Genomic DNA, 26,240 nt, shown 5'->3' with positions numbered 1-26,240 from the left:
CTCGTCCCCCGTAGGTCCCGGCCGCACCCGCTCAGCCTGGTGGCCCGTGGCCGCCGTCTGGCCCTCAGCCGGCCGAAGAGGCTGACGGCGACAGCCCGCCGGACGGCGAGCTTCGGGCTGCAGGCGATGCCGCGCGGCCGATGCGATCGCCGTCGCGAGCCTCGGCCATGCGAGCGTTCCACGATGGTGCCCGGACGCAGTGCGCCCCTCGCACCGACGGATCGTGCGGTCTGAGGTTGCCACCTCGGCCTGGCAGAGCCAGGTCAGCCTGAAGCGACCCGCCGATCCTGTCCGGGCACGGATGAGCAGTGAGCGGAAGCCTGCGAGCCACGGACCGCCGCTGTGGCCGGGGTTGGCCGCCCCAACCGCGCCTGCCCCCTGACGAGGACGCGCCCGCACGAGGCCGGTCTCCCATCGCCGTGGTCGAGGCACCCTGCGCGAGAACATCATTGCAAGACAGTTACGCCGACCGCCGCCCGATCGAGGCCAACGATCATGCACAGCTGAGCGTGGCCAGCCAGCAGGCGCCGCCTTCAATTCGATCGCTTGACAGCCAAACCTGAAATCACGTTCTATCAGTCGTGTCCACCACGCCGCGATCAGGGAGTGCCCGTGGCCGCCCGGTACACGATCATCTCGGCTGACACCCATGCCGGTGCCAACCACGAGACCTACCGCGAGTACCTGGACCCGTCGTTCCTCGAGGACTTCGACGCCTGGCGGGGCAGGTACAAGAACCCCTGGAAGGACCTGCGCGACACCGATCTGCGTGTCCGCAACTGGGACGACGATCGCCGCGACCGCGACCAGCTGGCCCAGGGCGTCGTCGGCGAAGTGATCTTCCCGAACACCGTGCCGCCCTTCTACCCGGGCTTCGTGCTGTTCGCCGGGCCGCCGAAGGCGGAGGAGTACCGCCATCGCCGCGCCGGCATCCAGGCGCACAACCGGTGGCTGGCAGACTTCTGCGCCCGCAAGTCGGCGCAGCGGGCGGGCGTCGGTCAGATCTTCCTGAACGACATCGATGACGCCATCGCGGACGCGACCTGGATCAAGGAGCACAACCTGCGCGGCGGGGTGCTCCTGCCGAACGTGGCGCCCGACGTGACGTGGGTGAAGCCGCTCTACGACCCGGAGTACGACCGGCTGTGGGCCGCGCTGCAGGACCTGGAGATTCCGGTCAACCTGCACGGCGGCACCGGATCACCCAACTACGGCCGTTACCCGGCCACCCCGGCCCTCCTGATCAGCGAAGTGGCCTTCTACGGCATGCGCCCCTTCGTGCACATGCTGCTGGCCAGCGTGTTCGAGAAGTTCCCAAGGCTGAAGTTCGTCATCACAGAGGCGTCCGCCGCGGGACTCCCGCCGCTGTTGAAGCAGCTGGACGGCATCCTCGCGAACATCCGCGGTGGCGCGATCGGCGAGCTGAAGTACCGGAGGGAAGACGCGCTCCCGCGTTCGGCCACCGAGTACTTCAAGCAGAGCTGCTGGGTTGGCGCGAGCTTCCCCCGTCCCGACGACGTCGCCGCGCGCAGCGTGATCGGCGCCGATCGGTGGATGTGGGGCAACGATTACCCGCATGACGAGGGAACCACGCCTTTCACCCACGAGGCCCTCCGCCAGGTCCTCCACCACCTGTCCGAGGCCGAGCTGCGCGACACGCTCGGCGGCAACGCCGCCAGGCTCTACGACTTCGACCTCGATGCGCTTGCCCCACTCGCGGCGCGGTACGGCCCGACCGTCGAGGAAGTCGCTCAGCCCCTGCTGGCCCTGCCGGAGAACGCCAACATGGCGCTCCGCAACGCCCAGGCTCAGCTGACCGCCGCCTGAGCACCTCCCGATCGACCCGGCCGATCGGCCCGGCCGCCGGACGAACCGGCCGGGTCGATCGGCCGCTCGGCGGCGGCCACTAAACCAAACCGGTTCGCCCGCCGGTGTTCGGCGCGAGAGACTCAAGCCGTGCAGCCTCCCGCGCTTCCCCGGTATGGCGATGACTCGCTGGCCGAGCTGGTGCCGGCGCTGTTGGATTCGGTCGGAGCCCCCGGGTTCGCCGGTGCGTCCCGGTTGAGGCTGGGACAGGCACGGTCGGCCTGTCTGCTGCTTGTGGACGGGCTTGGCGACGAACTGCTGACCGCGCACCCGGAGACCGCGCCAACCCTGGCCGCCCAGCGTGCCCGGGCGTTGACCACCTGCTACCCATCGACGACCGTCACCAGCCTGACGTCCATCGGCACCGGCCGCACTCCCGGCGACCACGGGATGATCGGCTACCTGTTCGAGCCGTTCGCCGGTGCCGGCGGGTTGTTGAACGCGTTGCGCTGGCAGTTCCAGGGCCAGGACCGGTCACTCCTCGACACCCTCGCTCCCGAACAGCTCCAGCCCGAACTGACTGCCTTCGAGCGTGCGGCGGCCGGCGGCCTGCCGGTCACCTCGGTCTCGTCACCACAGTTCCGGGAGTCGGGGCTGACCAGGGCCGGGCTGCGCGGGGGCCGTTACATCGGCGCGCCCACCTGGGGAACGCTCGTCGAGGCGGTCACCTCCGCGCTCCACGAGCCCGGCCTCGTCTATGCCTACGTTTCCGACCTGGACACGACCGGGCACGTGCTCGGCCCTTCCTCACCGGGTTGGCGGACGCAGCTCGCACTGGTCGACCGCCTGGTCGCGGCGCTCGCCGAGGCGCTGCCTCAGGACTCGCTGCTCGCCGTCACGGGCGATCACGGAATGGTCGCCGTGACGCCGGACGACCGGGTCAGCCTGGACGCGGCGCCCGAACTGCTGGCCGGCGTCCGCGCGATCGCCGGCGAGCCGCGGGCCCGGTATGTCTACGCGCAGCCGGGTGCGGCGCAGGACGTCCTGGCCGCCTGGTCGGAGGTCCTCGGCGAGCAGGCGTGGGTGGTGTCGGCTGAGCAGGCCGTGGCCGACGGGTGGTTCGGGCCCGTGGTTCGCCGGCGGGTCGTCCACCGGCTGGGCCACGTCATCGCGGCGGCCCGAGGGACGACGGTGCTGGTCCGGCCGGACATCGAGCCGCACCTCACCGCGATGCGCGGCCAGCACGGCTCGTTGACGCCCGCGGAGATGAACGTGCCGTTGGTCGTGGCCCGCGGCTGAGTCCGTCACATCCCAGAATCCGTCACATCCCAGGTGAACCCGCGGCCGGTCACCGCTAGCGTTCCGGCCATGACCACGGGAGCGCTTCGGTGGCGGTCGCCACTGTTCACGCCGGCCAACCGGCCCGACCTGATCGCCAAGCAGGCCCGCTTCGGCGCCGACATCGTGATCGTCGACCTGGAGGACGGGACACCCCTCGGTGCCAAGGCCGCGGGCCGGGCCGGCGCGATCGAGGCGGTCCCGAAGCTGCGCGCCGAGTTCAACGGCGCGGTCTTCCTCCGGGTCAACGGGGTGACGGACGCGGAGAACTTCGACGCCGACCTGGACTGTTACGCCGAGCTGGGCCTCGAGGGCATCGTCGTGCCGAAGATCGAGACGACCGGCGACGTCGACGTGCTGGCCGCGGCGCTGGGCACACGGGGGCTCGGCGACCGGGCCGTGATGTACGGGCTCGAGTCGGTCGCCGGCGTGCACCGGGCCGCGGAGGTGCTGGCCCACGCGGCGAGCACAGCCCGGGTGGACGCGGCCTACTTCGGCGCCGAGGACTTCATCGCCGACCTGGGCGGCCGGCGGACCCGGTCCAATCTGGAGGTGCTTTCCGCCCGCTCCCAGGTGGCGATCGCCTGCCGGTTGGCGGGTGTCGTCGCGCTGGACCAGGTCACCACCGCGATCGGCGACCGGGACCGGTTCCTGGAGGAGGCGTCCTTCGCTCGGGACCTGGGTTACGGCGGAAAGCTGTGCATCCACCCCGGGCAGGTCGCGCTGGCGCATGAGGCGTTCACCCCGTCGTCCGAGGAGTATGACCGGGCCCGCCGGCTGATCGACGCCTACGAGGAGGCCCAGCGCGAGGGCCGGGGGACGATCAACTTCGAGGGCGGCATGGTCGACGTCCCGCTCGTCGCCCAGGCCCGCCGCGTCCTCGCCGCCGGAGCCTGAGGCCAGGCAGCGCACGTCACGGCGGCTGGCTCCTCATGAGCCAGCCGCCCGACCGGTGGCGGCCGAGCGCCGCTAGCGCCCAGCGGTTGACGGCCGAACACCGCCGCCCGGCGCTGGGCGCCGACGCGCGGTCAGTACGACCGGGGCAGGCCGAGAACGTGCTCGGCGATGTAGTTCTGCACCATCTCCTGCGAGACCGGGGCGATCTTCATCAGCCGCGACTCGGCCCAGAAACGGCCGACCGGGTACTCGGTCGCGAACGCGAAACCGCCGTGCGTCTGCATCGCCCGGTCCGCCGCGAAGAAGGCCGCGTCGGAAGCCAGGAACTTGGCCGAGTTGGCGTGCTCCCCGCACGGAAGGCCCTGGTCGTAACGCCAGGAAGCCTGCCGGATGACGAGCTCGGCGGCGGCGAGGCGCATGTGCGCCTCGGCCAGCGGGAACGCGATGCCCTGGTTCTTGCCGATCGGCCGGCCGAAGACGACCCGCTCGTTGGCGTACTGGGCGGCGACGCGCAGCGCGGCCTTGCCGATGCCGAGCGCCTCGGAGGCGATGAGAATCCGCTCCGGGTTCAGCCCGTCGAGCAGGTACTTGAAGCCCCGGCCCTCCTCACCGACCAGGTCCGAGCCGGCGACACGCAGACCGTCGTAACGGACCTCGCAGGAGCCGACCGCGTTGCGGGCCACCTTGTCGATCTGGTGGATGTCGACCTCGGGCCGACGCAGGTCGGCCAGCAGCAGCGTCATGCCGTCGGTGCGCTTCCTGACCTCCTCCAGCGGGGTGGTCCGCACCAGGAGCAGCACCTTCTCGGCGATGTGGCCCTTGGTCGTCCACACCTTCTGGCCGTGCACGATGTAGTCGTCGCCGTCGCGGACCGCGCGGGTCGAGATCGAGGTCGTGTCGGTGCCCGCGTCCGGCTCCGTGACGCCGAAGGCGACGTGCATCTCCCCGGTGGCGACCTTCGGCAGGTACCTCTCCTTCTGCGCCTGGCTGCCGTACTTGACCACGGGGTTCATACCGAAGATGGAGATGTGCAGCGCGCTCGCCGCGTTCATCGCGCCGCCGGCCGCCGCCACCTCCTCCATCACGATCGAGGCCTCGGTGATGCCGCCACCGCCACCGCCGAACTCCTCCGGGATCGCGATCCCGACCCAGCCGGCCGCGGCCAGGTCGTTGTAGAACTCCCACGGGAACTCGTGGTTCTTCTCGTGCTGGCGCCAGTACTCGGCGTCGTACCCCTTGCAGATGTCCCGCACGGCCTCGCGAATGGCCGTGTGCTCGGCGGGTTCCTCGAACTCCACGGAGACTCCTCGCGCCTCTCCTACAACCGCTGCGCGGCAAGGGGTGACGGACCTCTTCCAGTTACCAGCCCATAGGTAAGGGCGACGTGCGGCCGTGGCGGGCCGTGGGCCGGCTCACTCGGCCTCGCCGGCCGGGCGGCAGTGCATCATCGCGGACCGGAACGCCCGGCAGACCAGCTCGTCGTGCTGGTTGTAGCCGTCGTGGCGGAACTCGACGATGCCGACACCGGGCCGCGAGCTGGACAGCCGCGCCTTCGTCACCTCGGTCACGACGTGCAGGGTGTCGCCGGCGAACATCGGCTTGGGGAAGTCGATCGAGCCGAAGCCCAGGTTCGCCACCGTCGTTCCCAGCGTGAGCTCAGGCACGGCGAGGCCGACGACGGTGGCGATCGTCATCATCGAGTTCATCAGGGGCCGCTTGAACTCGCTCCGGGCCGCGAACTCGTGGTCGAGGTGCAGTGGCTGCGGGTTCATCGACAGCGTCGTGAACAGCACGTTGTCGGCCTCGGTCAGCGTGCGGGTGATCGCGTGGTGCACGATGGTCCCTACCGGTAGCTCCTCGAACCAGGAACCCATCCTCCGGCTCACCGCACTCGCCTCCTCAGGTCCTGCGCCAGCTCTGGCCCGACGTGTCAGCCCGACTATGTCAACAGTCAGCTTCTCGCCTGGCGAGAATCACATGTCCGACTACTACACCACGCCGGGCCGTGGGTGCGCCCCGGAAAGTGGCGCGCACCGCCGCCCGTTCGCGCGTGCCTGAGCATCATCGCCAGTTCGCCGGGCGGGCGGGCGACCCCGCTGGGGTTGGTCGACGGGAGCGGAGCGCGCCGGACGCATCTACGCCGCGTCGGAGACGGCAGTCCTCGCGGCGCCCGCGAGCGCAGCGATCTCGGCCGGTGACGCGTTCCCGCCAGTGACGACGACCGCGACGCGCCTCCCGGCAAATCGCGCCGGACGGGCCAGGATCGCGGCCAAGGATGCTGCCCCGGCGCCTTCGGCCAAGGTGTGGGCATCGCTGGCCAGCAGGGCCTGCGCGGACCGGATGTCGTCGTCCGTGACGAGCTGGAAGTCCGCGAGGCCGCTGCACATCACCGCCTGCGGCAACCGGTAGCCCCGCCCGGTGGCGAGGCCATCGGCCCGGGTCCGGATTGGCCGGCGCACGCACTCGCCCGCGCGCCAGGAGTCGTGCGCGGCCCGTGCGGCCGTGGACTGCACGCCGATCACCCGACAGTGCGGCGCGAGCCGGGCGGCAGCCAGACACGCTCCCGAGGCACCGGTGCCGCTGCCAATCGGAACGATCACGACGTCGAAGGCGGACCGGGCCTCGAAGATCTCCACATAGGCCGTTCCGACGCCGGCGATCAGTTCAGGGGTGTCACCAGGGCTGACGAGGAGCTGACCCGTCTCGACGGCAAGCTCCTCAGCTCGGGCCTGCGCCGACGCCATGTCGAGTCCATGAAGCTCGACGACGGCGCCAAGGGCCGTCAGCGCTCGCACCTTCGAGGATGCCGCGTTCGACGGCATGACGACGGTGCAGGGCGCGTCGAACTGGGCGCTGGCATAGGCCATCGACTGGGCGTGGTTCCCCGTCGAGTACGTGATCGTCCCGATTGCGCGCTGAGCCGGCGACATGCCGGCGAGCAGGTTCAGGCCGCCGCGGACCTTGAACGCCCCGGTTGGTTGGACGTTCTCGTGCTTGAGGAAGACGGTCGCTCCGACGGCGGCGTTGAGGGCGGGATACGACCACATCGGCGTCACCGGGAGATGAGCGGCCAGAAGATCACGAGCGGCGGCGATGTCGGCAAAAGTGGGGAGCGAGGCACAACCGTCTTCCATATGAGCATGGTCCGTCGCGACCTAACATCGGTCTAATGCCAGCTCTTGGCCAAACCCATCAACAAGATTGATACGTTTGGCGGATGTTGGACGTGACCAGGCTGCGGGTACTGGTGGCGGTCGCTCGGCACGGTTCGGTGACCGCCGCGGCCCGGGCCCTCCAGTACGCGCAGCCGTCCGTCAGCCACCACCTGTCCCGCCTGGAGGCGGAAACCGGCAGCCAGCTGATCCAGCGGGTCGGCAGGGGCATTCGCCTCACGGAGGCCGGCCAGGTGCTGGCCGAGCGGGCGGAAGAGATCCTCGGCCGGATCGACGCCGCCGAGGCCGAGCTGGCCGCGTATACCGGGCTACGGGCGGGGCGGGTCCGGCTGGCCGCGTTCCCGTCCGCCCTCGGGACCTTCGTGCCGACGGCCGCGGCCGCGTTCGCCGTCGCCAGCCCCGACCTCGAACTGCGCCTCACCGAGGCCGAGCCGCCTGACGCCGTCCGGCTGCTGCGTTCCGGCGAGGTGGACGTCGCCCTGATCTTCAGCTATCAGAACGGGCCATCGGCGGGGAACGGGCCGCAGGACGCGGAGACCGCTCATCAGCCGGCCGACGACGGCCTGCGGCGGGTGCCGCTGTTCACCGAGCCGATCTATCTGGTGACCCCGAAGGACATGCCCGGAGATCGGCTCGTCGACCACAGCGCCAAGCGGTGGATCGCCGGCTGCGAACGGTGTCGCACCGCGCTGGTCCAGTCCTGCGCCGCGGTCGGCTTCTCCCCCGACATCGCCTTCACGACCGACGACTACCTGGCGGTCCAGGCGTTGGTCGCCGCAGGTCTCGGCGTCACCACGCTGCCCGGCCTGAGCCTGCGCTCGCACCGCCACCCCGGCGTCCGCGTCACGGAGATTCCCGGTCTCGCCCGCACCGTGACCGCGACCGTCCACGGCGAGCCGCCGGACCCGCCGACGACCGCCGCTCTTCTCCAGCATCTCGGCGCCGCGGCCACCGCCTGGGCTCCGCACCCGCCGGCCTGACCGCGCCGGGCCGGCTTCCGGTCGTTCGTCGCTGGTTGCTCGTCGCTGGTAAAGGGACGTCTGGCTGGATCGGGCGTCTTCAACGAAAAGGTGCTGGTGCCGGCGGGTCGCGCCGGCACCAGCGCCCTGGGCCGCACCCGCTGCCGAAGGCCTGCGGGTAGTGGGTTACGACTTCGGCTTGGTCAGGTCGTACAGGGTCTGGCCGTTGACGGTGACGGTCGAGTAGCGCGCCTCGACCCAGGTGGTGATCTGGCTGATCACGCCGTTGCCGCCGCCACCGAAGCCGCCGCCGCCCTCGCCGAAGTAGTAGTGAATCTTGCCGTCGGCGACGTACTGCTGGAACTGGGCCAGGGTTATGGCGTTGTCGCTGCCGGTGAAGCCGCCGAGTGCCATGACCGGGAGGCCGCCGCTGGCCAGCTCCAACGAGGCCGCGGACTGCGAGCTGCTGACAGCGGCGACCCAGCGGTACAGGCCGGCGTTCGTCGACAGCAGTTTCGTCACCGCACTGTCGGCCTGAGCGTCCATGCCCATGCCGCCAAAGCGAGCAGCCGCGCCGGTCTGGCCTTCGGCCGAGGTCTCGCCTGCGGACGGGGCCTCGTTACCGGTGGCTGGCTGACCGCCGGTAGCCGAGCCGCCAGGCTGACCGGCGCCGTTCGGCCCGCCTGCACCGCCGAAGCCGTCAAAGCCCCCGGGTGCGGCGCCAGCCTGGTTGGTCCCGTCGGTGTCACGGGCGGTGCCCGGGGTGAAGGCGCCACCCGGCCCGCCGAAGCCGCCGCCTCGGGCCGATGCCGGCCCGGCGAGCGGGGTGGAGCCGGTGTGCGCGACCGAAGCGGTTTCCAGCGCGTAGGCGGCCGGCGCGCCGGCCGTCCCGAACGCGGCCGCCGCCAGCGCGACGATGACCACGGCCCGGCGCGCCGGGGTCAGCCGGCCGGCCGGGGCGTCGATGTCCTCACGGTCGGACAGCCGCGGCCAGGCCAGCAGGACGACGGCGGCCAGCAGGCCGGTGAGCAGAACGGGGTAGCGCAACCAGGTCTGCCAGTCGGTGCGGCCGAGCAGGACGAAGTCCCAGACCGCGGTGACTCCACAGCTCACGGCGAGAACGACTCGGCTGGCCAACTGGTCCCGGGTCCGCCACAGCGACCACGCACCCAGCGCGACCGTCCCCGCGATGCCAGGCGCGAGCGCGACCGAGTAGTACTCGTGGATCGTGCCCTTCATGTAGCTGAAGACCAGAGCGGTGACGACCGTCCAGCCACCCCAGACGACCAGCGCCGCCCGGAGCCGGTCGGTCCGGGGCGCCCGCCGGGTCGCCCACAGGCCCCCGGCCAGCAGGATCAGCGCCGCCGGCAACAGCCAGGAGATCTGAGCGCCGAAGTTGTCGCCGAACATCCGGGTGATGCCGGCCGCGCCGCCGAAGCCGCCGCCACCACCTGCCGGCGCTCCCCCCGCGAAGCCTTCGGCTGCCCGCGCCGCCGCGCCAGCCGTCGCGCTCGGCGCGTCGCCGGAGGCGTTGGAACCGAACGCTGCCAGCGCGTCCGCCGCCTGTCCGGTCGGCCGGCCTCCGCCGCCACCGCCGTTGCCCTCGCCGCCAAAGATCCGCCCGAGGCCGTTGTAGCCGAAAGCAAGGCCCAGCACGCTGTTGTTACCGGAGCCGCCGAAATAGGGCCGCGAGCTCGCCGGCCACAGGATGGTGGCCAGGACCCACCATCCGGCGCCGACGACGATGCCGACGCCGCTGAGGAGCACGTGGCCGATCCGGGCCCGCAGCCCGGTCGGCGCGGCGATCAGGTAGGCCACCGCGAACGCCGGAACAACCAGGAACGCCTGGAGCATCTTGGTGAGGAAGCCGAAGCCGAGGACGATGCCCGCCAGCGTGAGCCACCGCCACGACGCGATCTCCAGCGCCCGCGTCACGCAGTACGCGGCGAAGACCAGCAGCAGGACGAGCAGGGCGTCCGGGTTGTTGAAGCGGAACATCAGCACCGCGACCGGCGTCAACGCGCACAGGGCGCCCGCGATCAGCCCCATAGCCGGCCCGGCCACCCGCCGGACCGCCCCATAGAGGAGCCCTACCGAGGCGACGCCGCACAGCGCGTTCGGAACGAGCATGCTCCAGCTGGAGAATCCGAAGATCCGGCCGGACAGCGCCATCATCCAGAGCGAGGCGGGCGGCTTGTCGACGGTGATGTAGTTCGACGCGTCGATCGAGCCGAAGAAGAAGGCCTTCCAGCTCTTCGTGCCGGCCTGGACGGCTGCGGCGTAGAAGCTGTTCCCGTAGTTGGACGCGCCGAGACCCCACAGGTAGAGGACCGCGGCCGCGGCGAGCAGGACCAGCAGCGCCGGGCGGGCCCAGCGCGGGTCCTCGGGCCGGCCGCGCAGGAGCCGACCGGGCCGGCCGTGCCGGCCATGCCGACCGCCGCCGGATCCCGGGCCACCCGAGCCGTCACCGGAACCGCCCCCGGTGCCGCCCGCCGGGCCGGCACCGTCGCCGGAGCCGCCGGCTGGCTCGCCGCTGTGCGGAGACTCGGGGGCCTGGCGGCCTGGCCAGGTCTCGACGACGTCGATCCCACCGGGCTGGCTCACGTCCACCGTGTAGGGACTCGCCTGCGGCGGATGGGTGGAGTAGGGGTCAAGGGAGTGTTGCGGGGCGCGCCAGGCGCCCTCGTCCGCTTTCATCGGTCGTTCTCCGAGTTCCAGTGGTAGGCGGGGAAGTAGCTGCCGGGCCGGACAGGTGCGGTAAGCGCAGGGCCAGCTCGGGGCGGTGCCGGCCAGGCGGAGGAGCGGCGCCAGGCCGGGAACGGACACAGGGCCGGGCGGGGAAGGGAGGCAGGGCCGGGCGGGGAAGAGGCGCGTGGGCCGACGCGCCCGGTGCCCGTCGCCGTGCTCACTCGTCGCTGTGCGGGCTCCGCGGGCGGATGGGCCGGAAGAGGCGGCCCGGCACCGGCTCGGCCGGTTCCTGACCGGTCGGCGGGTGGCTGGCGCCGGGGCCGGTTCGGCGAGGGTGGAAGACCCACGCCCGGAAGGCGACAAAGCGCAGCAGCGTCGCCATGAGGTTCGCCGCGATCAGCGCCGAGAGCTCGACCCCGCGGCCGGCTCCTGGCGCGAGCGCTCGTAGCGCGCCCAGCGCGCCGCTGGTGAGCGCCAGGCCGAGACCGAAGACGATCAGGCCCTCGATCTGGCTGCGAGCGCCGACGCCGCGCTGCCCGAACGTCAGCCTCCGGTTGGCGGCCGTGTTCGCGACGGCGGTGACCAGCAGGGCGAAGAAGTTCGCGCCCTGCGCGCCGAACCAGCCGCGCAGCAGGACGAACAGCGCCAGGTAGGCCGCGGTGCTCGCGATCCCGATCGCGCCGAACCGGGCCAGCTGCTGGATCAGCTGACGCTGACCGGTGGCCTCGGCCGCCGCCGGCGTTCCCGCGGTCAGCGTGCGCCGGCCCAGCTGAGCCCGCACCTCCCGCACCGGCAGCCGGCCGGTGGCCAGGTCCCGGCCGAGGCGGGCGATCCCGCGCAGGTCCGCCATGGCGGTGGCCACGATGTCGACCCGGCTGTCCGGATCATCGACCCAGTCGACGGGAACCTCATAGATCCGCAGCCCCGAGCGTTCCGCGAGCACGAGCAGCTCGGTGTCGAAGAACCAGTCGGTGTCCTGGACGAGCGGCAGCAGGGCACGGGCCACGTCGCGACGGATCGCCTTGAATCCGCACTGCGCGTCCGAGAAACGGGCCGACAGCGCGCGGCGCAGCAACAGGTTGTAGCAGCGCGAGATCACCTCGCGTTTCGGGCCACGCACGACCCGGGCGCCCGGCGCGAGCCGGCTGCCGATCGCCAGGTCCGAATGCCCGGAGATGAGCGGCGCGACCAGGGGAAGCAGTGCCCGCAGGTCCGTGGACAGATCGACGTCCATGTAGGCGAGGACCGGCGCCGGGGACAGCCCCCACGCCGTGCGCAGCGCTCGGCCGCGGCCTTTCGCGTCGAGATGCAGCACCGCGACCTCGGGAAACAGCTCCTTGAGGCGGTTGGCGACGGCCAGCGTCTGGTCGGTGCTGGCATTGTCCGCGATCGTTATCTGAAAAGGATAAGGAAAAGTTTCGACGAGGTGCCGGCGTAGTCGGGTGACGCACGGCTCCAGGTCGATTTCCTCGTTGTAGACGGGAATTACCACGTCCAGCACGGGACGTGGCCCCAGTTGCTCCGATCGAGCCGGAATGTGCTCGACCAGCGCCGCGCTGCCTTGCGGGTGCCCTGTCGTGGTCATGGTTCCAGGCTGCCGGCTCGGCCTGTGCTCTCCATTGCGGCCAACTGTGGGTCCGCTGTGAATGCGCCGCGCCGCCGCGCGCGGAACCGGGTCCGAACCAGCCATCCGCGCACGAGCCGCAGGTCGAAAGACATATACAGCAGGCCGTCGACGGACGATCTACAGTCGCGCCCGCGACAATATCGCGGACGCTGCAACAATGACCGGCTGAGGCCGGAAATGTTTCACGGGCATGTCCGCCCGAGGCCCCGGCGCGGGCGGGCGACGCGACGCGCCGGCTCCACCCCCGCCCCGCCCGGAGTCAGCGAGCCCGGATCTCCGCCGGCGCCCCGGTTCCGGCCGTAGCAAGGTCCACCACCGGGTCCCGGTCGTCGACGGCATCGGCGTCATCCGGCAGGTACAACTCGTCCGGGGCGTCCAGGCCGTCTGACGCGTCGAACTCGTCCGGCGCGTACCCGTCGTCCGAAGGATGCTGGACACTCCGGGGATGGCGCGCATCGGCCGTGCAGAGGTCACCGGCGACGCCCGCTACCGCCGGCGACGCGGCCGGAACCGTGCGCGGAAGCGTGACCGTGAAGGCGGTGCGCCCTGGGGCGCTCGACACGCTGATCCGGCCGCCGTGCGCCTCGACGACGGCGGCGACGATCGCCAGCCCCAGCCCCGTGCTACCAGCCGCCCGGGAGCGCGAGGTGTCGCCGCGGGCAAATCGTTCAAAGACGTTGGGCAGCAGTTCGGCGGGGATACCCGGCCCGTCGTCGATGACCGAAAGCCGGGCCTCCCCGGTCGACGAGTCCGCGGTTCCGGGCGCCAGTTCCAGTGCGACCACGACCGAGGTACCGGCCGGGGTGTGGGTACGCGCATTCGCCAGAAGGTTCGCCAATACCTGGTGCAGCCGAGCCTGGTCGCCACGTACGGTCACCGGGTCGGCCGGCAGGGACAAGCTGAAGCGATGCCCGGGCGCGGCGATATGCGCATCACTGACCACGTCCACCACGAGCAGGGACAGGTCGACGCAGCCATGTTCGAGCGGCCGGCCCGAGTCGAGGCGCGCCAGCAGGAGAAGGTCCTCCACCAGCGCGGTCATCCGCTTCGTCTCGGATTCCACCCGGCTCAGCGCGTAGACGACGTCCGGCGGCACGTGGGACTGGCGTGGGTCGTCGAAGCCGTTCTGAGCCCCGATCCGCCTGGTCAGCTGGGCGTAGCCGCTGATCGCGGCCAGCGGGGTGCGCAGCTCGTGGCTGGCGTCGGCGACGAACTGGCGCACCCGCGTCTCGCTGGCGTGCCGGGCGGCGAGCGCCGCGCCGACATGGCCGAGCATGTGGTTCAGGGCCGCGCCCACCTGGCCGACCTCGGTCCTCGGGTCGGTGTCGACCTCCGGGACCCGCACCCGCAGCGTGACCTCGCCTCGGTCCAACGGCAGCTCGGCGACCCGAGCGGCGGTCGCGGCCACCCTGCGTAGCGGACGGAGGGTGCGGCGAACGGTCACCGCCCCGACCACGCCGAGCAGCAGCACGCCACCGCCGGCGACACAGCCCGCAACGATGATCAACTGGTCGACCGTCGCGCTGACCTCGCTCAGCGAGAGTCCGCTGACGACGGCGGTGCCGTCAGGGACCAGCCGGGCGGTCACCCGGTACTCCCCGTAACTGCCCAGCGTCACGGTTCGTGGCCTGTGATCGACGGGCACGGCCGCCAGCTTGGCCGCCTCGCTCGCCGGAAGCTGCTCGGTGACGCCGCCGGGCGCCAGGAGCACCGCGTTCTCGGCCTTGCTGCCGACGATGTGGGCGGCGACGGTGCCCGTCGACTGCCCCCGCAGGCCGACGAACTCGGCCGGGGTGCCCTGCCAGGGCGGCACACCAGCCTGGCCACCGTCTGGCCCGGTGGTCGAGCCGAGGCCAGTCCCGTCGCCCGGCGTGCTTTCGCCCGAGCCTGGCGTCCCGGTGGCGCTGGGCCCGAAGGCGCCGCCAACCCGCGCGTTGGGATCGGTGGGCAGCGGCTTGACCCAGCGCTGGTCGACCGCGACGAGACGCACGTCGACCTGGTGGATCAGATAGGAGCGCAGTTCGAGCGCGGTCACTCCGACGATCGCCGTCGACACGGCCGTCAGCAGCAGAAGCAGCAACGCCAGCAGCCGGGTCCGCAGCGACCACCGCCCTGGGGAGAGCACCCGGCGCGACGTTCGCTCACGGTGTCTCACCCGGTCCGGGCGCGCGGCCGGACGCCGTCGCGCGCCGCGGCCGGGCCCCGAGCGCGGTTGCCGATGCCCGCGGCCGCGCGGCCCCGTCTCGGCACCGGTCTGCTCGCCAGCGCCCGCACCACTGGCTCGTTCGGCCGCTGTCGGGTTGCCTGCCGGTTCCTGGCCCACGGCGGTGGTCACCCGATGGCCGCCGGATTCGCCGCCCTGACCGGGCCGGCGCTGGCCGGTGACGCGGCCGGCCGGAGCACATAGCCCGCGCCCCGCATCGTGTGGATCATTGGCTGGCGACCGGCGTCGATCTTCTTGCGCAGGTAGGACACGTAGAGCTCGACGACGTTGGCCTGGCCGCCGAAGTCGTAGTTCCAGACCCGGTCGAGGATCTGCGCCTTGCTCAGCACCCGCCGCGGATTGCGCATCAGGTAGCGAAGGAGCTCGAACTCGGTCGCGGTGAGGTGGATCTCGGCACCGTCGCGGTAGACCTCGCGGCTGTCCTCGTCGAGGGTGAGGTCGCCGACCGACAGGACGTTGCGGCGCGCCGCGACGGTGCCGTGCACCCGCCGCATCAGCCCGCGCAACCGGGCGGCAAGCTCCTCGATGCTGAACGGCTTCGTCACGTAGTCGTCGCCGCCAGCGGTCAGGCCAAGAACCCGGTCCTCGACCGCATCCTTCGCGGTCAGAAACAGCACCGGGATATCCGGCCGAACCGAACGCATCCCACGCAGCACCGCGAGCCCGTCCATGTCCGGCAGCATGATGTCCAGAACCACTGCGTCCGGCTGGAAGTCGTCGATCATCCGCAAGGCGGTGGTCCCGTTGCCAGCGGCGGCGACCTCCCAGCCTTCGTAGCGCAGTGCCATGGTCAGCAGCTCGGTGAGCACGGACTCGTCGTCGACGACCAGCACCCGCAGCGCTCGGCCGTCGGCCGCCCGAGTCTCGCGTGAACCGCTGCGCAGCCCGCGTGTCCCGGCGTCTTCGGCCGAAGGGCCCGCGCCCGCCGGTGGCAGCGGCATCACACCGGCCACCGACCCGGCCCCACCACCCGGCCCCGCGAAAGCGCCACCCACGGCACCGCTCGGGGCGACCTCGCCATCGGCCCGCGAAGCGGCCCCGTCATCAATCCGCGAAGCGGAGGTGGACGTCGACACTGGTTCACGCCATCCCATGTCCCTAGGTTCCGCCGGCCGGCTGTGGGCTTCCTGAGCGCAACCTGTGGAAAGCCTGTGCTCGTCCGCACCGGGGCACGAGCGGGCGAACCCGCCCAGCCGCGGCCGCGCCGCCGGATGCGAACGGCCTCAGCTGTGCACCGCGGCGGAGCCGATCACCGGCGTCGTCGGCTGCCGGGAACCACCGGCCGGCTCAACCGTCATCTTCACCGAGTCCACACCCTTGCGCAGCGAGAGCACCCGCGCGGCCCGTTGGGCATTTCCTCCGACGACTCCGGCGGACTCGACGCCCTGCGGGCTCGACATCCAGAGCTGGTAGACCCGGCCGCCGGACAGCGGCGGCAGGTGCTGGACGTCGACGTACGCCTGGTTTCCGAACCGGATCACGGCGATGGTCCCGCCGCCCGTCACCGGCTGCGCCAGCCGGTCAGCCGCGGCCGCGACGGCCGAGTCCAGGTCGGCCGCCCGGCTGCGTTCGGCGGTCAGCTGATGATGCTGGTCCAGGGAGACGCCACCGACGACGCCCAGCGCGACGAGGGCGACGGCCGCGGCGGCACTGGCCACCGCGGTGATCGTCCTCAGCCGCCGCCGCTCCCGCCGCCCGGCGAGCTCGTCATCGGCCTCGACGACCAGCGGCGGCAGCTGCCGGGTCCGAGCGGCTTCCCGGAGTACCGCGGTGCGCAGCGTGCCGGGTGGCGTCTCTGGCACCGACTCGCCGAGCAGACCGGCGACCACGCGCAGTTCGGTCACCTCTCGGGCACACGTCGGGCAGCCGGCCAGATGCGCCTCGACCTCGGTCCGATCGCGGCGGTCGAGCGCGTCCAGGACGTAGGCACCCGTGAGCAGGTGCGCCTCCGGAGACGGGGATGTCATGCCTCCACCCCCAGGCAGTCGCGCAGCCGGATCAGTCCGTCGCGCATGCGAGTCTTGACCGTCGGCACCGGCGTCGAGAGCAGCTGCGCGACCTCGCGATAGGTATGGCCGTTGTAGTAGGCCAACAGAATGGACTCACGCTGGAGGTCGGTGAGACCGCTGAGGCAGCGCCGGAGCCGCTCATATTCGAGCCTCAGCTCGACCTGCTCGGTCACCTCGTCGTAGCCGTTGTCCTCAACGCGCGCCGCCCAGGCGACGCCGACACGACGTTCGCGGTCGGTCGCGGCCTGCGCCGAACGCACCCGGTCGACGGCGCGTCGGTGCGCGAGTGCGCACACCCATCCGACCGCGCTGCCCTTCGTCGGGTCGAAGCGGCTCGCGAGCCGCCAGATCTCCACGAACACCTCCTGGGTGACCTCCTCGGCCTGCGCCGGGTCACGGACAACCCGCTTCACCAGGCCGAACACCCTTGCCGCGAGCTGGTCGTAGAACGCGGCGAAGGCGTCGCCGTCACCCCGGCCAGTGCGTTGAAGGAGCTGTTCGACCTCAGGGACGCTGCCACCCGTGGGACTGACTCCGAAGTCGGGCGTTTGGACGGCATGGAGCGTTGGACCGTCGTCCTCGTCCGCGCGTCGCGGCATGACCGGAACCTCCGGGTTGTGAGGCGAGGCCCGAGGGCGCCGCCCGAGGGCGCCGCCCACGCCGGGCCGCTGTCATCCAGTAGTTCGACACAACCCGGCGCGCGGATTGGTCCCGGCACCACAATTCTCGCCAACCTCTCGGCAGCCCGGGAAGGGGGGCATATTCGTCGCGCCGGTCGGGACAAGCCGGCACAATTGCCCGCCATGGCCTCTATCGTGCTCATCCATGGCGGCGGCTTCGCCGCATCGTGCTGGGACCTGCTGCTGCCCGACCTGACCATGCCGGCCATCGCGGTCGACCTGCCTGGCCGCGGCGTACATCCGGCGGACCTCGGATCGGTCAGCTTCGCCGACTGCGCGGCATCGGTCGCCGCCGACGTGGACGCGGCGGGGCTCGACGACATCGTCCTGGTCGGGCACTCGATGGCCGGCTGCACGATCCCGGGTGTCATGAAGCTCCTGGGTGACCGGGTCCGGCACAGCGTGTTCGTCGGCTGCACCGTCCCCGACGACGGCACGAGCTGCCTGGACATGCTCGACCCCGGCTTCCGGGAGCGCGCCACGAAGGCGGGGTCATCCAGTGGGTCTGGCCTCCTCGGCTCGGATTTCGCCCGGACGGTGTTCGGCAACGATCTGGACGACGAGCAGTTCGCCTGGTGCATGGCGCGGATGGTGCCCGAGGCGCCGGGCCTGCCGGCCGAGCCGGTCAACCTGGCGCCGCTTCGGTCACCGACGCCACGAACCTGGATCCGCACGATGCGGGACGTGATCGTCGCGCCCGAGCAGCAGCTGCGGTTCGTGGGCAACGTCGGCGGCGACTGTTCGGTGGTCGACCTGGACGCCGCGCACATGTGCATGATCAGCCAGCCGGCCGCGCTGGCCGCGGCTCTCGACAAGATCGCCGCGGCAGAGTGTGGCCGGCATCGGAAACCCGTGGCGCGGACCGGCTCCTGACTCGACCGACAGGTGCAGGCCCGGGTGCGAGAGCACCGGCGACAGGTAGGAGACGCCCCAGGCGGAAGCTCCCAGCGAACCGTCCAGTGCCAGCTGAGCCTCAGCGCGCGGCGGCCTCGGCCACCGCGGGGCCGGGTTCCAGCCTCCTGAGGGCGGCGGGGAGCTCAGCGGTGTGCAGAACGGCGAGCGAGCGGGTGGCCCGGGTCAGCGCCACGTAGAGGTCGTTCAGGCCACGCGGAGACTCCTCGACGATCCGGTCGGGTTCGACGACGAGGACGGCGTCGAACTCCAGGCCCTTGGACTGGCGGACGGTGAGGATCGCGACGGGCGATTCGAGGTCCGGGTCGTCGCCGGTGGTCGTGACGCCGGGGAGGGCCGCCCCGATGACGGGCCGGACGTCGCCGAGCAGGGCTGAGGGGACGAGAACCGCGACACGGCCGCCGTCCGGGCCGTCACCGAGGGCTTCACGCAGCTCGGCGACCTCACGGGCGCAGATCACGGCCAACTGGCTGGCCAGCGCGTCCGAACCGACCAGGAGCTCCCAAGGCGAGGTACCCGTCTCCCGGACGGAACGAGGTGGTTCCAGGCCAGGGTCGATCGCTGCCAGCACCCCCGCGGCCACCGCCATGATCTCGGCCGGGGTCCGGTAGTTGACCGTCAGGCGCTCGAGCCGCCAGCGGTCGCCCAGATGCGGGCCCAGAACGCGGGCCCAGGACGAGGCGCCGGCGAGGTCACCGGTCTGGGCGACGTCACCGACCAGCGTCATCGAACGGCTCGGGCACCGACGCATCACCATGCGCCAGGCCATATGCGACAGCTCCTGCGCCTCGTCGACGATGATGTGCCCGTACGCCCAGGTCCGGTCGGCGGCGGCCCGCTCGGCGGTCGAACGGTCGTCGGAGTCCTCATGCCGCTCGGCGAGCCGCTCGGCGTCGATGAGGTCGGAAACCATGAGGATGTCCGGGTCGTCATCCATATCCCGGGTGAGGATGTCGACCACGCCCTGCGCGTAGGCGATCCGCTCGCGGCGGCGGCGCTCGGCCGCGGCGAGCGCCGCCGCCTCGTCGTCGCCGAGCAGCTCGGCGGCCTCGTCCAGCAACGGCGCATCGGCCGAGGTCCACATCCGGTCCGCCGCGCGGCCACCGTGCGGGTCGGGCCGCGGCAGCAGGTCACGCTCGGCGTCGGTCAGCTCGGCCGACTCGGCGGCGGACGCGAGCAGATCCGCGTCGGCGAACAGGTCGGCGAGCAGCCACTGCGGCGTCAGGACGGGCCAGAGCTCGTCGAGCGCGGTGAGCACGGCCTCGTCCCCGAGCAGTTCCTGGCGGATGTCGTCGAGGACCTCCGCGCCCAACAGGTTGCTGCCGCTGCCGGGCGCGTCGTCCTCGCCCAGCGGATCGTCGGCGTACGGGTCGGCTCCGAGACGATCGGCGTACTGCCGGGCCAGCGCGTCGACGACGGCGTGGACGAAGACCGAACGGGCCTGGTTGTGCGGCCGGTGCGTCGCGCGGGCGCGGTCACGGGCGGCCTCGCAGGTGGCCGCGTCCAGCAGCAGGGTGTCGCCCTCGAAGGGGATTTCCGGCGGATCGTCGGGGACCCGTTGCCGATCGCGGACAGCGGCGGCGATCAGCTCGACCATCCGTGGGCCGCCCTTGAGCTCAGCCGTCTCGCGCGACTCCGTTCGGGTGGCCTGGACGCCGGGGAAAAGGTCGCCAACGGTCGACAGCACCACGCTGGTCTCGCCCAACGCGGGCAGCACATGGGAGATGTACCGCAGGAAGGTCGGGTTCGGGCCGATGACCAGGACGCCTCGCTTGGCCAACTGCTCCCGGTAGGTATAGAGCAGGTAGGCGGCCCGGTGCAGCGCGACGGCCGTCTTCCCAGTACCCGGGCCGCCCTGGACGACAAGGACCCCGGCGTTCTCGGCCCGGATGATGCGGTCCTGTTCGGCCTGGATCGTCTCGACGATGTCGCCCATTCGGCCGGTCCGGCCCGCGGTGAGCGCCGCCATCAGCCGAGCTTCGCCGGTCAGCGACTCATGGCCGGTCTCAGCGTCGGCGCCCGCCAGATCGAGCACCTCGTCGTCTATCCCGACGACTCGCCGGCGCGCCGTCCGGATCTGGCGGCGACGGCGGACACCCTCGGGAGAGGCCGCCGTCGCGAGGTAGAACGGCCGGGAGGCCGGGGCCCGCCAGTCGATCAGCAGCGGGGCATAGTCGCCCGACTCGTCGAAGATGCCGAGGCGACCGACGTAGCGGGTCTCGTCGTCGAGGAGGTCGAGCCGGCCGAAACACAGCCCGTCCTCGGCGGCGTCATACCGGGCAAGCTGGCGCGAGTAGGTGGAGGCCGCCGCCTGCCGCTCGGTGTGCGCCTGCGGCCGGCCACCCGGCCGCTCGGCGAGCACCTCGGCGAGCCGGGTGGCCGCCTGTTCCCGGAAGCCGTCAAGACGCTCGTAGAGCATCGAGACATACTCCTGCTCGCGCTCCACTTCTTCGTTTGACAATACGACTCCCCGGACAGTAAAATACGCCTTCCCTGTTTCCTTTGCCACTTCGGCCCGGAGAATTGTAACCGGCCAATCGGGCCAGGCGAGTTCCCGGGCGCCGGAGCGGGTAGGCGTTCGCGGGTTTCCGGCGGCTGTCGGCCCTGTCGGCCCACACCTGGAACGGCCTCACGGCGCCGGGCACCCCAGCTGTCGTCACGGCGTGTGAGCTAGGTTCCAGATATTGACGTCGGCGTCAAGCATTTGCCCACCGCGGCCCCACACGGAACCGGTCATGGATGGGATTCGGGTCGGCCGCGACGGTCCCGGCCGGCCGAGGACCCGGCCCGAACATGTCCTCGTGGACAAGGGCTACAGCTCGAAGGCGATCCGGACCGAGCTGCGGCGCCGCAACATCAGCCACACGATCCCCGAACGCACCGACCAGAAGAACAACCGCGCCCGGCGCGGCTCCGCCGGCGGCCGACCGCCGAAGTTCGACAAGGAGCGCTACAAGAACCGCAACGTCGTCGAGCGGTTCTTCAACCGGCTCAAGCAGTGGCGCGCGTTGGGCGACCGGCTACACCAAACGCGCCCACTACTTCTACAACGAGATCATCATCGTGTCGATCTTCATCTGGCTAGCCGAAGATCCACGAGACGCGTCCTAGACGCGGCGAGCGCGGGCGCGACGGCGGGCCCGCGCTCCGGGAATCGCGAGCGTCGCGGTCGTATCCGGCGTGAGGATGCGCCGGATCCGCTCGTTCTCCTGGGAGAGCCGCGAACCGGCTTCGCCGAGCGTCGAGAGCAGGCGCTGGCGCTGTTCTGGAGCGAGGGGCTTCGCCCCGAGCCACGCGGTCCGAGTGAGCCGAGTGCTGTCCGGCCCGACCGCGCGCAGCGCCGTCTCGACGCGCAGGGAGTGGTTACGGGCGCCGCGCGCCATCATCCGCCGCGGCGGGTCGAACGCGACGGTCTCGGACTCGACGACATCCCCGACGGTCGCCGGCGGGACCGGGACCATGTGGGCCACCAGAATCCGGCCGACACCCGCCGGCGTACCGGGCTTCTGGTAGACGCGCTCGACCCTGTCGTCGTAGCTGGTGACGTTGCGCGGGTCGTCGAGGAAATGCCACACCTGCGCTCGGGGCCGGTCGATGACGACCGACGACTCGCCAATCTTGATCCACTCAATGAGCCGCCGCGAATGCAGCAGGTTCAGCAGGTGCTGCCCGTCGCTCACCGCGCCGGACGAGTGCACCCGTGGAATGAGGTTCGCGACCAGGAAGACGAGGTTCACGACGAAGAAGAAGACCGTGACGACCGGGAGGTAGGTGTGCGCCCCCGGCTGCACCACGACGCCGTGCTCGAACTCCCAGCCGATGCTCGCGGGTGCCGTCACCACGACGACGAAGAGGTTCACCGCGGCGCCGGCACCGTAGGTGACCATCCCCCGCCAGCCGGTTATCCAGCCGCTTCCAGGCGAGATCAGCGTCGCCGCCCGCCCGAACTTGCGGCCGAACTGCAGAAAGCCGCCGTCGCGGGAGAAGTCCGCGCTGGTGCCGCCGACGACAAACCCGCGGACGCGATACCCGACCGCCAGCGCGGCCAGCGCATGCCCTATCTCGTGCAGCACGTTGCTGATCAGCACGACCACCGGCAGGCTGGCCACGATCGCGACCAGCGACAGCCACTGCAGCCCCTGACCCACGCCCGCTCCCATCCACGACCAAGACCCGCCCCGCCGTCCCGCCATCTTGCACCAGGGGCACGGAACGGCGGCTTCGGCCCCTCGCAGCGCGAGGGCACGCCCACGTGCGCGAGCGGCCCGGCGCCGGACTCGACTCGCCGCGGGGCGGCACCCGACCGGTCCCGGTCCACCCGGCCGAGGAATGGTCGGGCCCGAGCCGATGAGCAATGGGTGAAGGCGCTGAGCCGGCCAGCCAGGCCGCCTAGGCTGAGGCCGTGCCGAACTCCGTCAACTTTGACCGGATGGCTGACCGCTACGACGCGACCAGGGGTGGCGAGCGGCGCGGCTACCTGGTCGCCGAAGACCTGGCGCCGCACCTGCCGACGCGGAATGGGCGGCTGCTGGAAATCGGGGTGGGTACCGGCCTGATCGCCGCCGCGTTCGCCGGTCTGGGCTGGGAGGTCGTCGGCATCGACCTTTCCGAAAGGATGCTCGCCTACGCCGCGCGGCGGGTGCCCGGTCGAGTGGCCCGTGCCGACGCCTCGAAGCTCCCGGTTGCCGACGGCTGTGTGGACGCCTGTCTCGCCGTCCACGTCATGCACCTGGTCGGGGACGCACCGGCGGTCGTCACCGAGGTCGCCCGAGTCCTGCGGCCCGGCGGCCGGTTGGCGGTTGTCGGCGGAGGGGCCAACGTCGAGATCTCGGACATCACCGAGGTCATGGCGGTCATGCAGGCACAGTTGGCACGCGGTTCGCTCAAGGAACGCGAGGCGCAGGACGCCAGTCTGGGGACGACGGCCGAACAGGCGGGACTGCGGCTGGTTGAGGAGTTCTTCGTCATGCGCGAGATCGGCGAGACGACCCCGGCGCAGGCGGCAGCGGAGGTCGAGCAGCGGCTCTGGTCCCGGCTGTGGGACCTCCCGACCGACACGTGGGCCGAGGTGGTCGAGCCGACGATCGAGCGGCTACGCCGGCTGCCAGACCAGGACCGCCCTCGTTCGAGCGCGCTACGCAGCCCGGTCCACATCTTCGAGGCACCCGCCGTCTAGCCGGGGTGGCCGGGGTGACCACCCGGTGAGCGCCTGAACCCGCTGGCTCCGGGCGCTCACCGAGTTCGCGGCGGTCACCCCTTGTTCGGGCCCATGATCTTGAAGGGGGCGCCGGTCGCGTCGGCGGCTTCGGCGAGTCGCCCGTAGGGCGTGTCCTCAGGCTGCCGGATGGCCTTCCCGCCCAGCTGGACGATCTTCGCGAGCGCCGCATCGGCGTCCTCGACGTTGAAGTACACCCACCAGCTGGACGGCGCTTCGGCCGGAAGGAAGCTGCTCGCGTCCATGACCCCAGCCTGCTGCTCACCGGTGGCGCTGACCAGCGTCGCGTAGCGGAACTCGTCGGTGTCGGACACCACCTGGACGGTCCAGCCGAACGCGTCCCGGTAGAAGTCGAGGACAGCCGCGAAATCCCGGGTGAACAGCTCGAACCACACGGGCGCACCCGGCTCGCCGACCTTCGCGAACCCGGGGTGAGTGCCAGGCTGCCACAGGCCGATGGCGGCGCCGCCGGGGTCGAGGACGACCGCGAACACGCCCAGATCCGCGACCGGCATGGGCGGGGCGACCACCTGGCCGCCGCGCTCGGTGACCGCGGCGACCGTCTTCTCCGCGTCATCGGTACGCAGGTAGACCGACCAGCGGTCGGCCACCGCTTCGGCTGGCATCCCCGGCTGGTAGCCTATACCGCCGGCGATCTGCTCCCCCGCCCGCAGGAAGTTGAAGTATCCGCCGAACTCCTCGCTACCGGCGTCGGCCGTCCAGCCGAACAGCTCTCCGTAGAAGGCGCGGGCCGCTTCGGGGTCGCTCGTCATCAGGTCGATCCAGGTCGGTCCGCCGGCGACGGTGCTGTCTGGCTTGGGCATGGCGGCTCCTCCATTGCGACGCACGGACCAGCGGAAACGTGGCTGCCTGGCCGGCGCGCTTCCTGGTCCGTGAGCGGGGTCACTGAGATGCTTCTTGGACCTGCCCGCCGCGCCGATGTCATCGGTCCCCCGAATTTTCCGCCCATGCCCGCCGGATGTCGGCCAGGCCAACCAGGCGAGTCCTACCTGAGGGAGGGCGCGAGACCGGCCGGGATGGGGAGGTCACACACAGGTTCCGGGGACTCCGCGTGGAGCCGAACCGGCACGACGCCGGCCCAGTGGCCGAGCACGAGGTCCGCCTCGTCGTCGATCGGCCCGCCGGTCCGGGTCTTGAGCGCGACATCCGTGGTCTCGGCCGCGAGGTCGACGGCGAGCACCGACGTCGCCGCGAGCTCCTTCGCCGTCGGCGGGCGGCACTGGGCGGACCGGTCGGTGCCGACCCGGTCGACCAGGGCGTCCAGCATCCGGCCCTTCTCCGCCGCGCCGGTGACCAGGCGGGCATCGCCGTGCACGACGACCGACCGGTAGTTCAACGAATGGTGAAACGCGGACCGGGCGATCACCAGCCCGTCGAGCAGCGAGACCGTTATGCATACCGGCAAAGGCCCGGAGCGGCCCGCCGCAAGAATCCTCGCCGCCGTTGATCCGTGTACGCACAGAGTGTCGCCGACGCGGGCGTGCAGCGTGGGAAGCACGTGCGGCCGGCCGTCGACGACGACGCCGACGTGACAGAACAGTGCCTCATCCAGGACGGCGCGCACGGCCGCGTGGTCGGCGACGAAACGATCATGGTAACGGGTCGGGCTCAGCATGGAGCCATCCTCCGGGCCGGCTCCGACCGGCGTCCAGCGAATTTTGCGCAGGCTGACGGGCACCTCAGAAACCATCGGCCGGGTTACCGGAAAGCGCCTCGCTCGAGATTTCGAAAGCGTTTTCCACATTGTGGGGTGTTGGCCCGGGCCTCCTGAGCAGAGCCCACCTCGAGGCGGCTCGCCATGGGCCGACCAAGGTCAGGCCGAGACCGGAGCACCACGACCCGGGCCGCTGAGCCGGCCCGCTGAGCCGGCCCGAACGCGGGCCACGGTCTCGGCCCGGTGGCGCCGCGTGACCGGTGGCGCCGCGTGACCGGTGGCGCCGCGTGATCGGTGGCAACCGACGGAGACCGCGGGAACAGAGCCAGTGCCAGCCGGGCGCCCTGCCGGAGGCAGCGTTGGAGGACCTCATCACGCAGGCCAAGGCCGTCGACATGGACACAGTCCGGACCGATGTGGCCGCCCAGGGCGGCGAGAAGCACGCCCACCGACAAGCTTGGCCGATCCGCCGGTACCTCAGCCGTTGATTGGCGGGGCTGACGGGCTGACCGACCGCGGGGAACGTGCCTCCGACAGGTCCACGCCAAAGTCGCCCGTATGGTCGCCGATCATCGGCTAACGTCCAGGACGTGGTGAAATCATTGCGGATTCGGCCTATCGCACTCGCGGCCGTGCGGCGTGGTGAGGACCTCCTGGTCTACGAAGGCGTCGACCGCGTCGACGGCCAGCGGATCTTCCGGCCGCTGGGCGGCGGGGTCGAGTTCGGCGAGCGGGCGGTCGAGGCGGTGCACCGTGAGCTGCGCGAGGAGCTCGGCGCGGAGTTGACGAACGTCGGGCTGCTGGGGGTGCTGGAGAACGTCTTCCAATGGGAAGGCCGGCCGCATCACGAGATCGCCTTCGTCTTCGCCGCCGACCTCGTCGATGCGTCGTTCTACGCGCGTGATCAGCTCGGCAAGGTCCTCGACGCGAACGACGAGGTCAGCTGGCAGCCGATCTCGCGGTTCCGGAACCCTGACCCATCGGTGCCCACGCTGCTACCTCCGGGCTTGCTGGCTCTGCTCGGAGGATGACCGCGG

20 protein-coding genes and 1 pseudogene are annotated in these 26,240 nt (G+C 71.4%); 8 read left to right on the top strand and 13 right to left on the bottom strand.

The window, feature by feature from the left end:
- Positions 1-612 precede the first annotated feature (612 nt).
- From FRADC12_RS15725 to FRADC12_RS15715, 3 genes are all read left to right on the top strand, one after another.
- The gene (locus FRADC12_RS15725) at positions 613-1,827 is read left to right on the top strand and encodes an amidohydrolase family protein (protein ID WP_045877214.1); all 1,215 of its coding nucleotides are present in this window, start codon (positions 613-615) and stop codon (positions 1,825-1,827) included.
- A gap of 129 nt (positions 1,828-1,956) precedes the next feature.
- The gene (locus FRADC12_RS15720; protein ID WP_045877213.1) at positions 1,957-3,105 is read left to right on the top strand and encodes an alkaline phosphatase family protein; all 1,149 of its coding nucleotides are present in this window, start codon (positions 1,957-1,959) and stop codon (positions 3,103-3,105) included.
- Between the two features lie 69 nt (positions 3,106-3,174).
- On the top strand, positions 3,175-4,041 hold the full coding sequence (locus FRADC12_RS15715) for an HpcH/HpaI aldolase/citrate lyase family protein (protein WP_045877212.1): 867 nt from the start codon (positions 3,175-3,177) through the stop codon (positions 4,039-4,041).
- Positions 4,042-4,172: 131 nt separating this feature from the next.
- Here the strand turns inward: FRADC12_RS15715 and FRADC12_RS15710 are convergent, their stop codons facing one another.
- From FRADC12_RS15710 to FRADC12_RS15700, 3 genes are all read right to left on the bottom strand, one after another.
- On the bottom strand, positions 4,173-5,339 hold the full coding sequence (locus FRADC12_RS15710) for an acyl-CoA dehydrogenase family protein (protein WP_045877211.1): 1,167 nt from the start codon (positions 5,337-5,339) through the stop codon (positions 4,173-4,175).
- Positions 5,340-5,453: 114 nt separating this feature from the next.
- Positions 5,454-5,915 carry a MaoC/PaaZ C-terminal domain-containing protein gene (locus FRADC12_RS15705; RefSeq protein ID WP_045877210.1) on the bottom strand — a complete coding sequence of 154 codons (462 nt, stop codon included), beginning with the start codon at positions 5,913-5,915 and terminating at the stop codon, positions 5,454-5,456.
- A gap of 261 nt (positions 5,916-6,176) precedes the next feature.
- Positions 6,177-7,175 (bottom strand): threonine ammonia-lyase, encoded by a 999-nt coding sequence (locus tag FRADC12_RS15700; RefSeq protein ID WP_045877209.1) that lies wholly within the window; start codon positions 7,173-7,175, stop codon positions 6,177-6,179.
- A gap of 92 nt (positions 7,176-7,267) precedes the next feature.
- On the opposite strand from FRADC12_RS15700, the gene FRADC12_RS15695 reads away from it, so the two are divergent.
- Positions 7,268-8,194 (top strand): LysR family transcriptional regulator, encoded by a 927-nt coding sequence (locus FRADC12_RS15695; RefSeq protein WP_198153135.1) that lies wholly within the window; start codon positions 7,268-7,270, stop codon positions 8,192-8,194.
- Positions 8,195-8,359: 165 nt separating this feature from the next.
- Here FRADC12_RS15695 and FRADC12_RS15690 read toward each other — a convergent pair whose 3' ends face one another.
- The 6 genes from FRADC12_RS15690 to FRADC12_RS15665 all read right to left on the bottom strand — a co-directional run bounded on the left by FRADC12_RS15690 (position 8,360) and on the right by FRADC12_RS15665 (position 17,320).
- Entirely contained in the window at positions 8,360-10,870 is a 2,511-nt protein-coding gene (locus tag FRADC12_RS15690; protein ID WP_045877207.1) for an ArnT family glycosyltransferase, read from the bottom strand.
- Between the two features lie 208 nt (positions 10,871-11,078).
- Positions 11,079-12,446 carry a bifunctional glycosyltransferase family 2/GtrA family protein gene (locus FRADC12_RS15685; protein WP_052710939.1) on the bottom strand — a complete coding sequence of 456 codons (1,368 nt, stop codon included), beginning with the start codon at positions 12,444-12,446 and terminating at the stop codon, positions 11,079-11,081.
- A 301-nt stretch (positions 12,447-12,747) separates the two neighbouring features.
- A complete protein-coding gene (locus tag FRADC12_RS15680; protein WP_045877206.1) occupies positions 12,748-14,613 on the bottom strand; it encodes a sensor histidine kinase in 1,866 nt (621 codons plus the stop codon).
- Between the two features lie 206 nt (positions 14,614-14,819).
- Entirely contained in the window at positions 14,820-15,653 is an 834-nt protein-coding gene (locus FRADC12_RS15675) for a response regulator transcription factor (protein ID WP_198152919.1), read from the bottom strand.
- Between the two features lie 282 nt (positions 15,654-15,935).
- Positions 15,936-16,679, bottom strand: coding sequence for an anti-sigma factor (locus FRADC12_RS15670; protein WP_045877205.1), 744 nt, complete (start codon positions 16,677-16,679; stop codon positions 15,936-15,938).
- Positions 16,676-17,320 (bottom strand): sigma-70 family RNA polymerase sigma factor, encoded by a 645-nt coding sequence (locus FRADC12_RS15665; protein WP_045877204.1) that lies wholly within the window; start codon positions 17,318-17,320, stop codon positions 16,676-16,678. The genes FRADC12_RS15670 and FRADC12_RS15665 overlap by 4 nt, the downstream gene beginning before the upstream one ends.
- Before the next feature lie 204 nt (positions 17,321-17,524).
- Here FRADC12_RS15665 and FRADC12_RS15660 point away from each other — a divergent pair, with 204 nt between their 5' ends.
- Positions 17,525-18,274 (top strand): alpha/beta fold hydrolase, encoded by a 750-nt coding sequence (locus tag FRADC12_RS15660; protein ID WP_045877203.1) that lies wholly within the window; start codon positions 17,525-17,527, stop codon positions 18,272-18,274.
- Positions 18,275-18,374: 100 nt separating this feature from the next.
- Here FRADC12_RS15660 and FRADC12_RS15655 read toward each other — a convergent pair whose 3' ends face one another.
- A complete protein-coding gene (locus tag FRADC12_RS15655) occupies positions 18,375-20,774 on the bottom strand; it encodes an ATP-binding domain-containing protein (RefSeq protein ID WP_045877202.1) in 2,400 nt (799 codons plus the stop codon).
- 274 nt (positions 20,775-21,048) lie between these two features.
- Here FRADC12_RS15655 and FRADC12_RS29900 point away from each other — a divergent pair.
- A pseudogene (locus tag FRADC12_RS29900) lies at positions 21,049-21,321 on the top strand (transposase); the annotation flags it as partial.
- Between the two features lie 99 nt (positions 21,322-21,420).
- On the opposite strand, the gene FRADC12_RS15650 reads toward FRADC12_RS29900, so the two are convergent.
- Positions 21,421-22,461, bottom strand: a complete 1,041-nt coding sequence (locus FRADC12_RS15650) for an SRPBCC family protein (protein WP_232303827.1) — start codon at positions 22,459-22,461, stop codon at positions 21,421-21,423.
- Between the two features lie 254 nt (positions 22,462-22,715).
- Between FRADC12_RS15650 and FRADC12_RS15645 the strand changes: the two genes are divergently transcribed.
- The gene (locus FRADC12_RS15645; RefSeq protein ID WP_052710938.1) at positions 22,716-23,489 is read left to right on the top strand and encodes a class I SAM-dependent methyltransferase; all 774 of its coding nucleotides are present in this window, start codon (positions 22,716-22,718) and stop codon (positions 23,487-23,489) included.
- 74 nt (positions 23,490-23,563) lie between these two features.
- On the opposite strand, the gene FRADC12_RS15640 is transcribed toward FRADC12_RS15645, so the two are convergent.
- The gene (locus tag FRADC12_RS15640; RefSeq protein WP_045877200.1) at positions 23,564-24,352 is read right to left on the bottom strand and encodes a VOC family protein; all 789 of its coding nucleotides are present in this window, start codon (positions 24,350-24,352) and stop codon (positions 23,564-23,566) included.
- Between the two features lie 182 nt (positions 24,353-24,534).
- Complete coding sequence (locus FRADC12_RS15635) at positions 24,535-25,164, bottom strand: pyridoxamine 5'-phosphate oxidase family protein (RefSeq protein ID WP_045879670.1); 630 nt, start codon at positions 25,162-25,164, stop codon at positions 24,535-24,537.
- 632 nt (positions 25,165-25,796) lie between these two features.
- Between FRADC12_RS15635 and FRADC12_RS15625 the strand changes: the two genes are divergently transcribed.
- Positions 25,797-26,234, top strand: a complete 438-nt coding sequence (locus FRADC12_RS15625) for an NUDIX hydrolase (RefSeq protein WP_232304167.1) — start codon at positions 25,797-25,799, stop codon at positions 26,232-26,234.
- Positions 26,235-26,240 lie beyond the last annotated feature (6 nt).

The sequence above is a fragment of the Pseudofrankia sp. DC12 genome (genome assembly GCF_000966285.1).
Taxonomy (GTDB): Bacteria; Actinomycetota; Actinomycetes; order Frankiales; family Frankiaceae; genus Pseudofrankia.
This window is presented reverse-complemented; position numbering and strand designations above follow the sequence as displayed.

Bases quoted from the DNA above. Each gene is read 5' to 3' on its own strand.
- FRADC12_RS15705 (WP_045877210.1), bottom strand. From the start codon at position 5,915: ATGGGTTCCTGGTTCGAGGAGCTACCGGTAGGGACCATCGTGCACCAC.
- FRADC12_RS15670 (WP_045877205.1), bottom strand. From the start codon at position 16,679: ATGACATCCCCGTCTCCGGAGGCGCACCTGCTCACGGGTGCCTACGTC.
- FRADC12_RS15685 (WP_052710939.1), bottom strand. From the start codon at position 12,446: ATGACCACGACAGGGCACCCGCAAGGCAGCGCGGCGCTGGTCGAGCAC.
- FRADC12_RS15665 (WP_045877204.1), bottom strand. From the start codon at position 17,320: ATGCCGCGACGCGCGGACGAGGACGACGGTCCAACGCTCCATGCCGTC.
- FRADC12_RS15640 (WP_045877200.1), bottom strand. From the start codon at position 24,352: ATGCCCAAGCCAGACAGCACCGTCGCCGGCGGACCGACCTGGATCGAC.
- FRADC12_RS15675 (WP_198152919.1), bottom strand. From the start codon at position 15,653: ATGCCGCTGCCACCGGCGGGCGCGGGCCCTTCGGCCGAAGACGCCGGG.
- FRADC12_RS15660 (WP_045877203.1), top strand. From the start codon at position 17,525: ATGGCCTCTATCGTGCTCATCCATGGCGGCGGCTTCGCCGCATCGTGC.
- FRADC12_RS15635 (WP_045879670.1), bottom strand. From the start codon at position 25,164: ATGCTGAGCCCGACCCGTTACCATGATCGTTTCGTCGCCGACCACGCG.
- FRADC12_RS15700 (WP_045877209.1), bottom strand. From the start codon at position 7,175: ATGGAAGACGGTTGTGCCTCGCTCCCCACTTTTGCCGACATCGCCGCC.
- FRADC12_RS15715 (WP_045877212.1), top strand. From the start codon at position 3,175: ATGACCACGGGAGCGCTTCGGTGGCGGTCGCCACTGTTCACGCCGGCC.
- FRADC12_RS15690 (WP_045877207.1), bottom strand. From the start codon at position 10,870: ATGAAAGCGGACGAGGGCGCCTGGCGCGCCCCGCAACACTCCCTTGAC.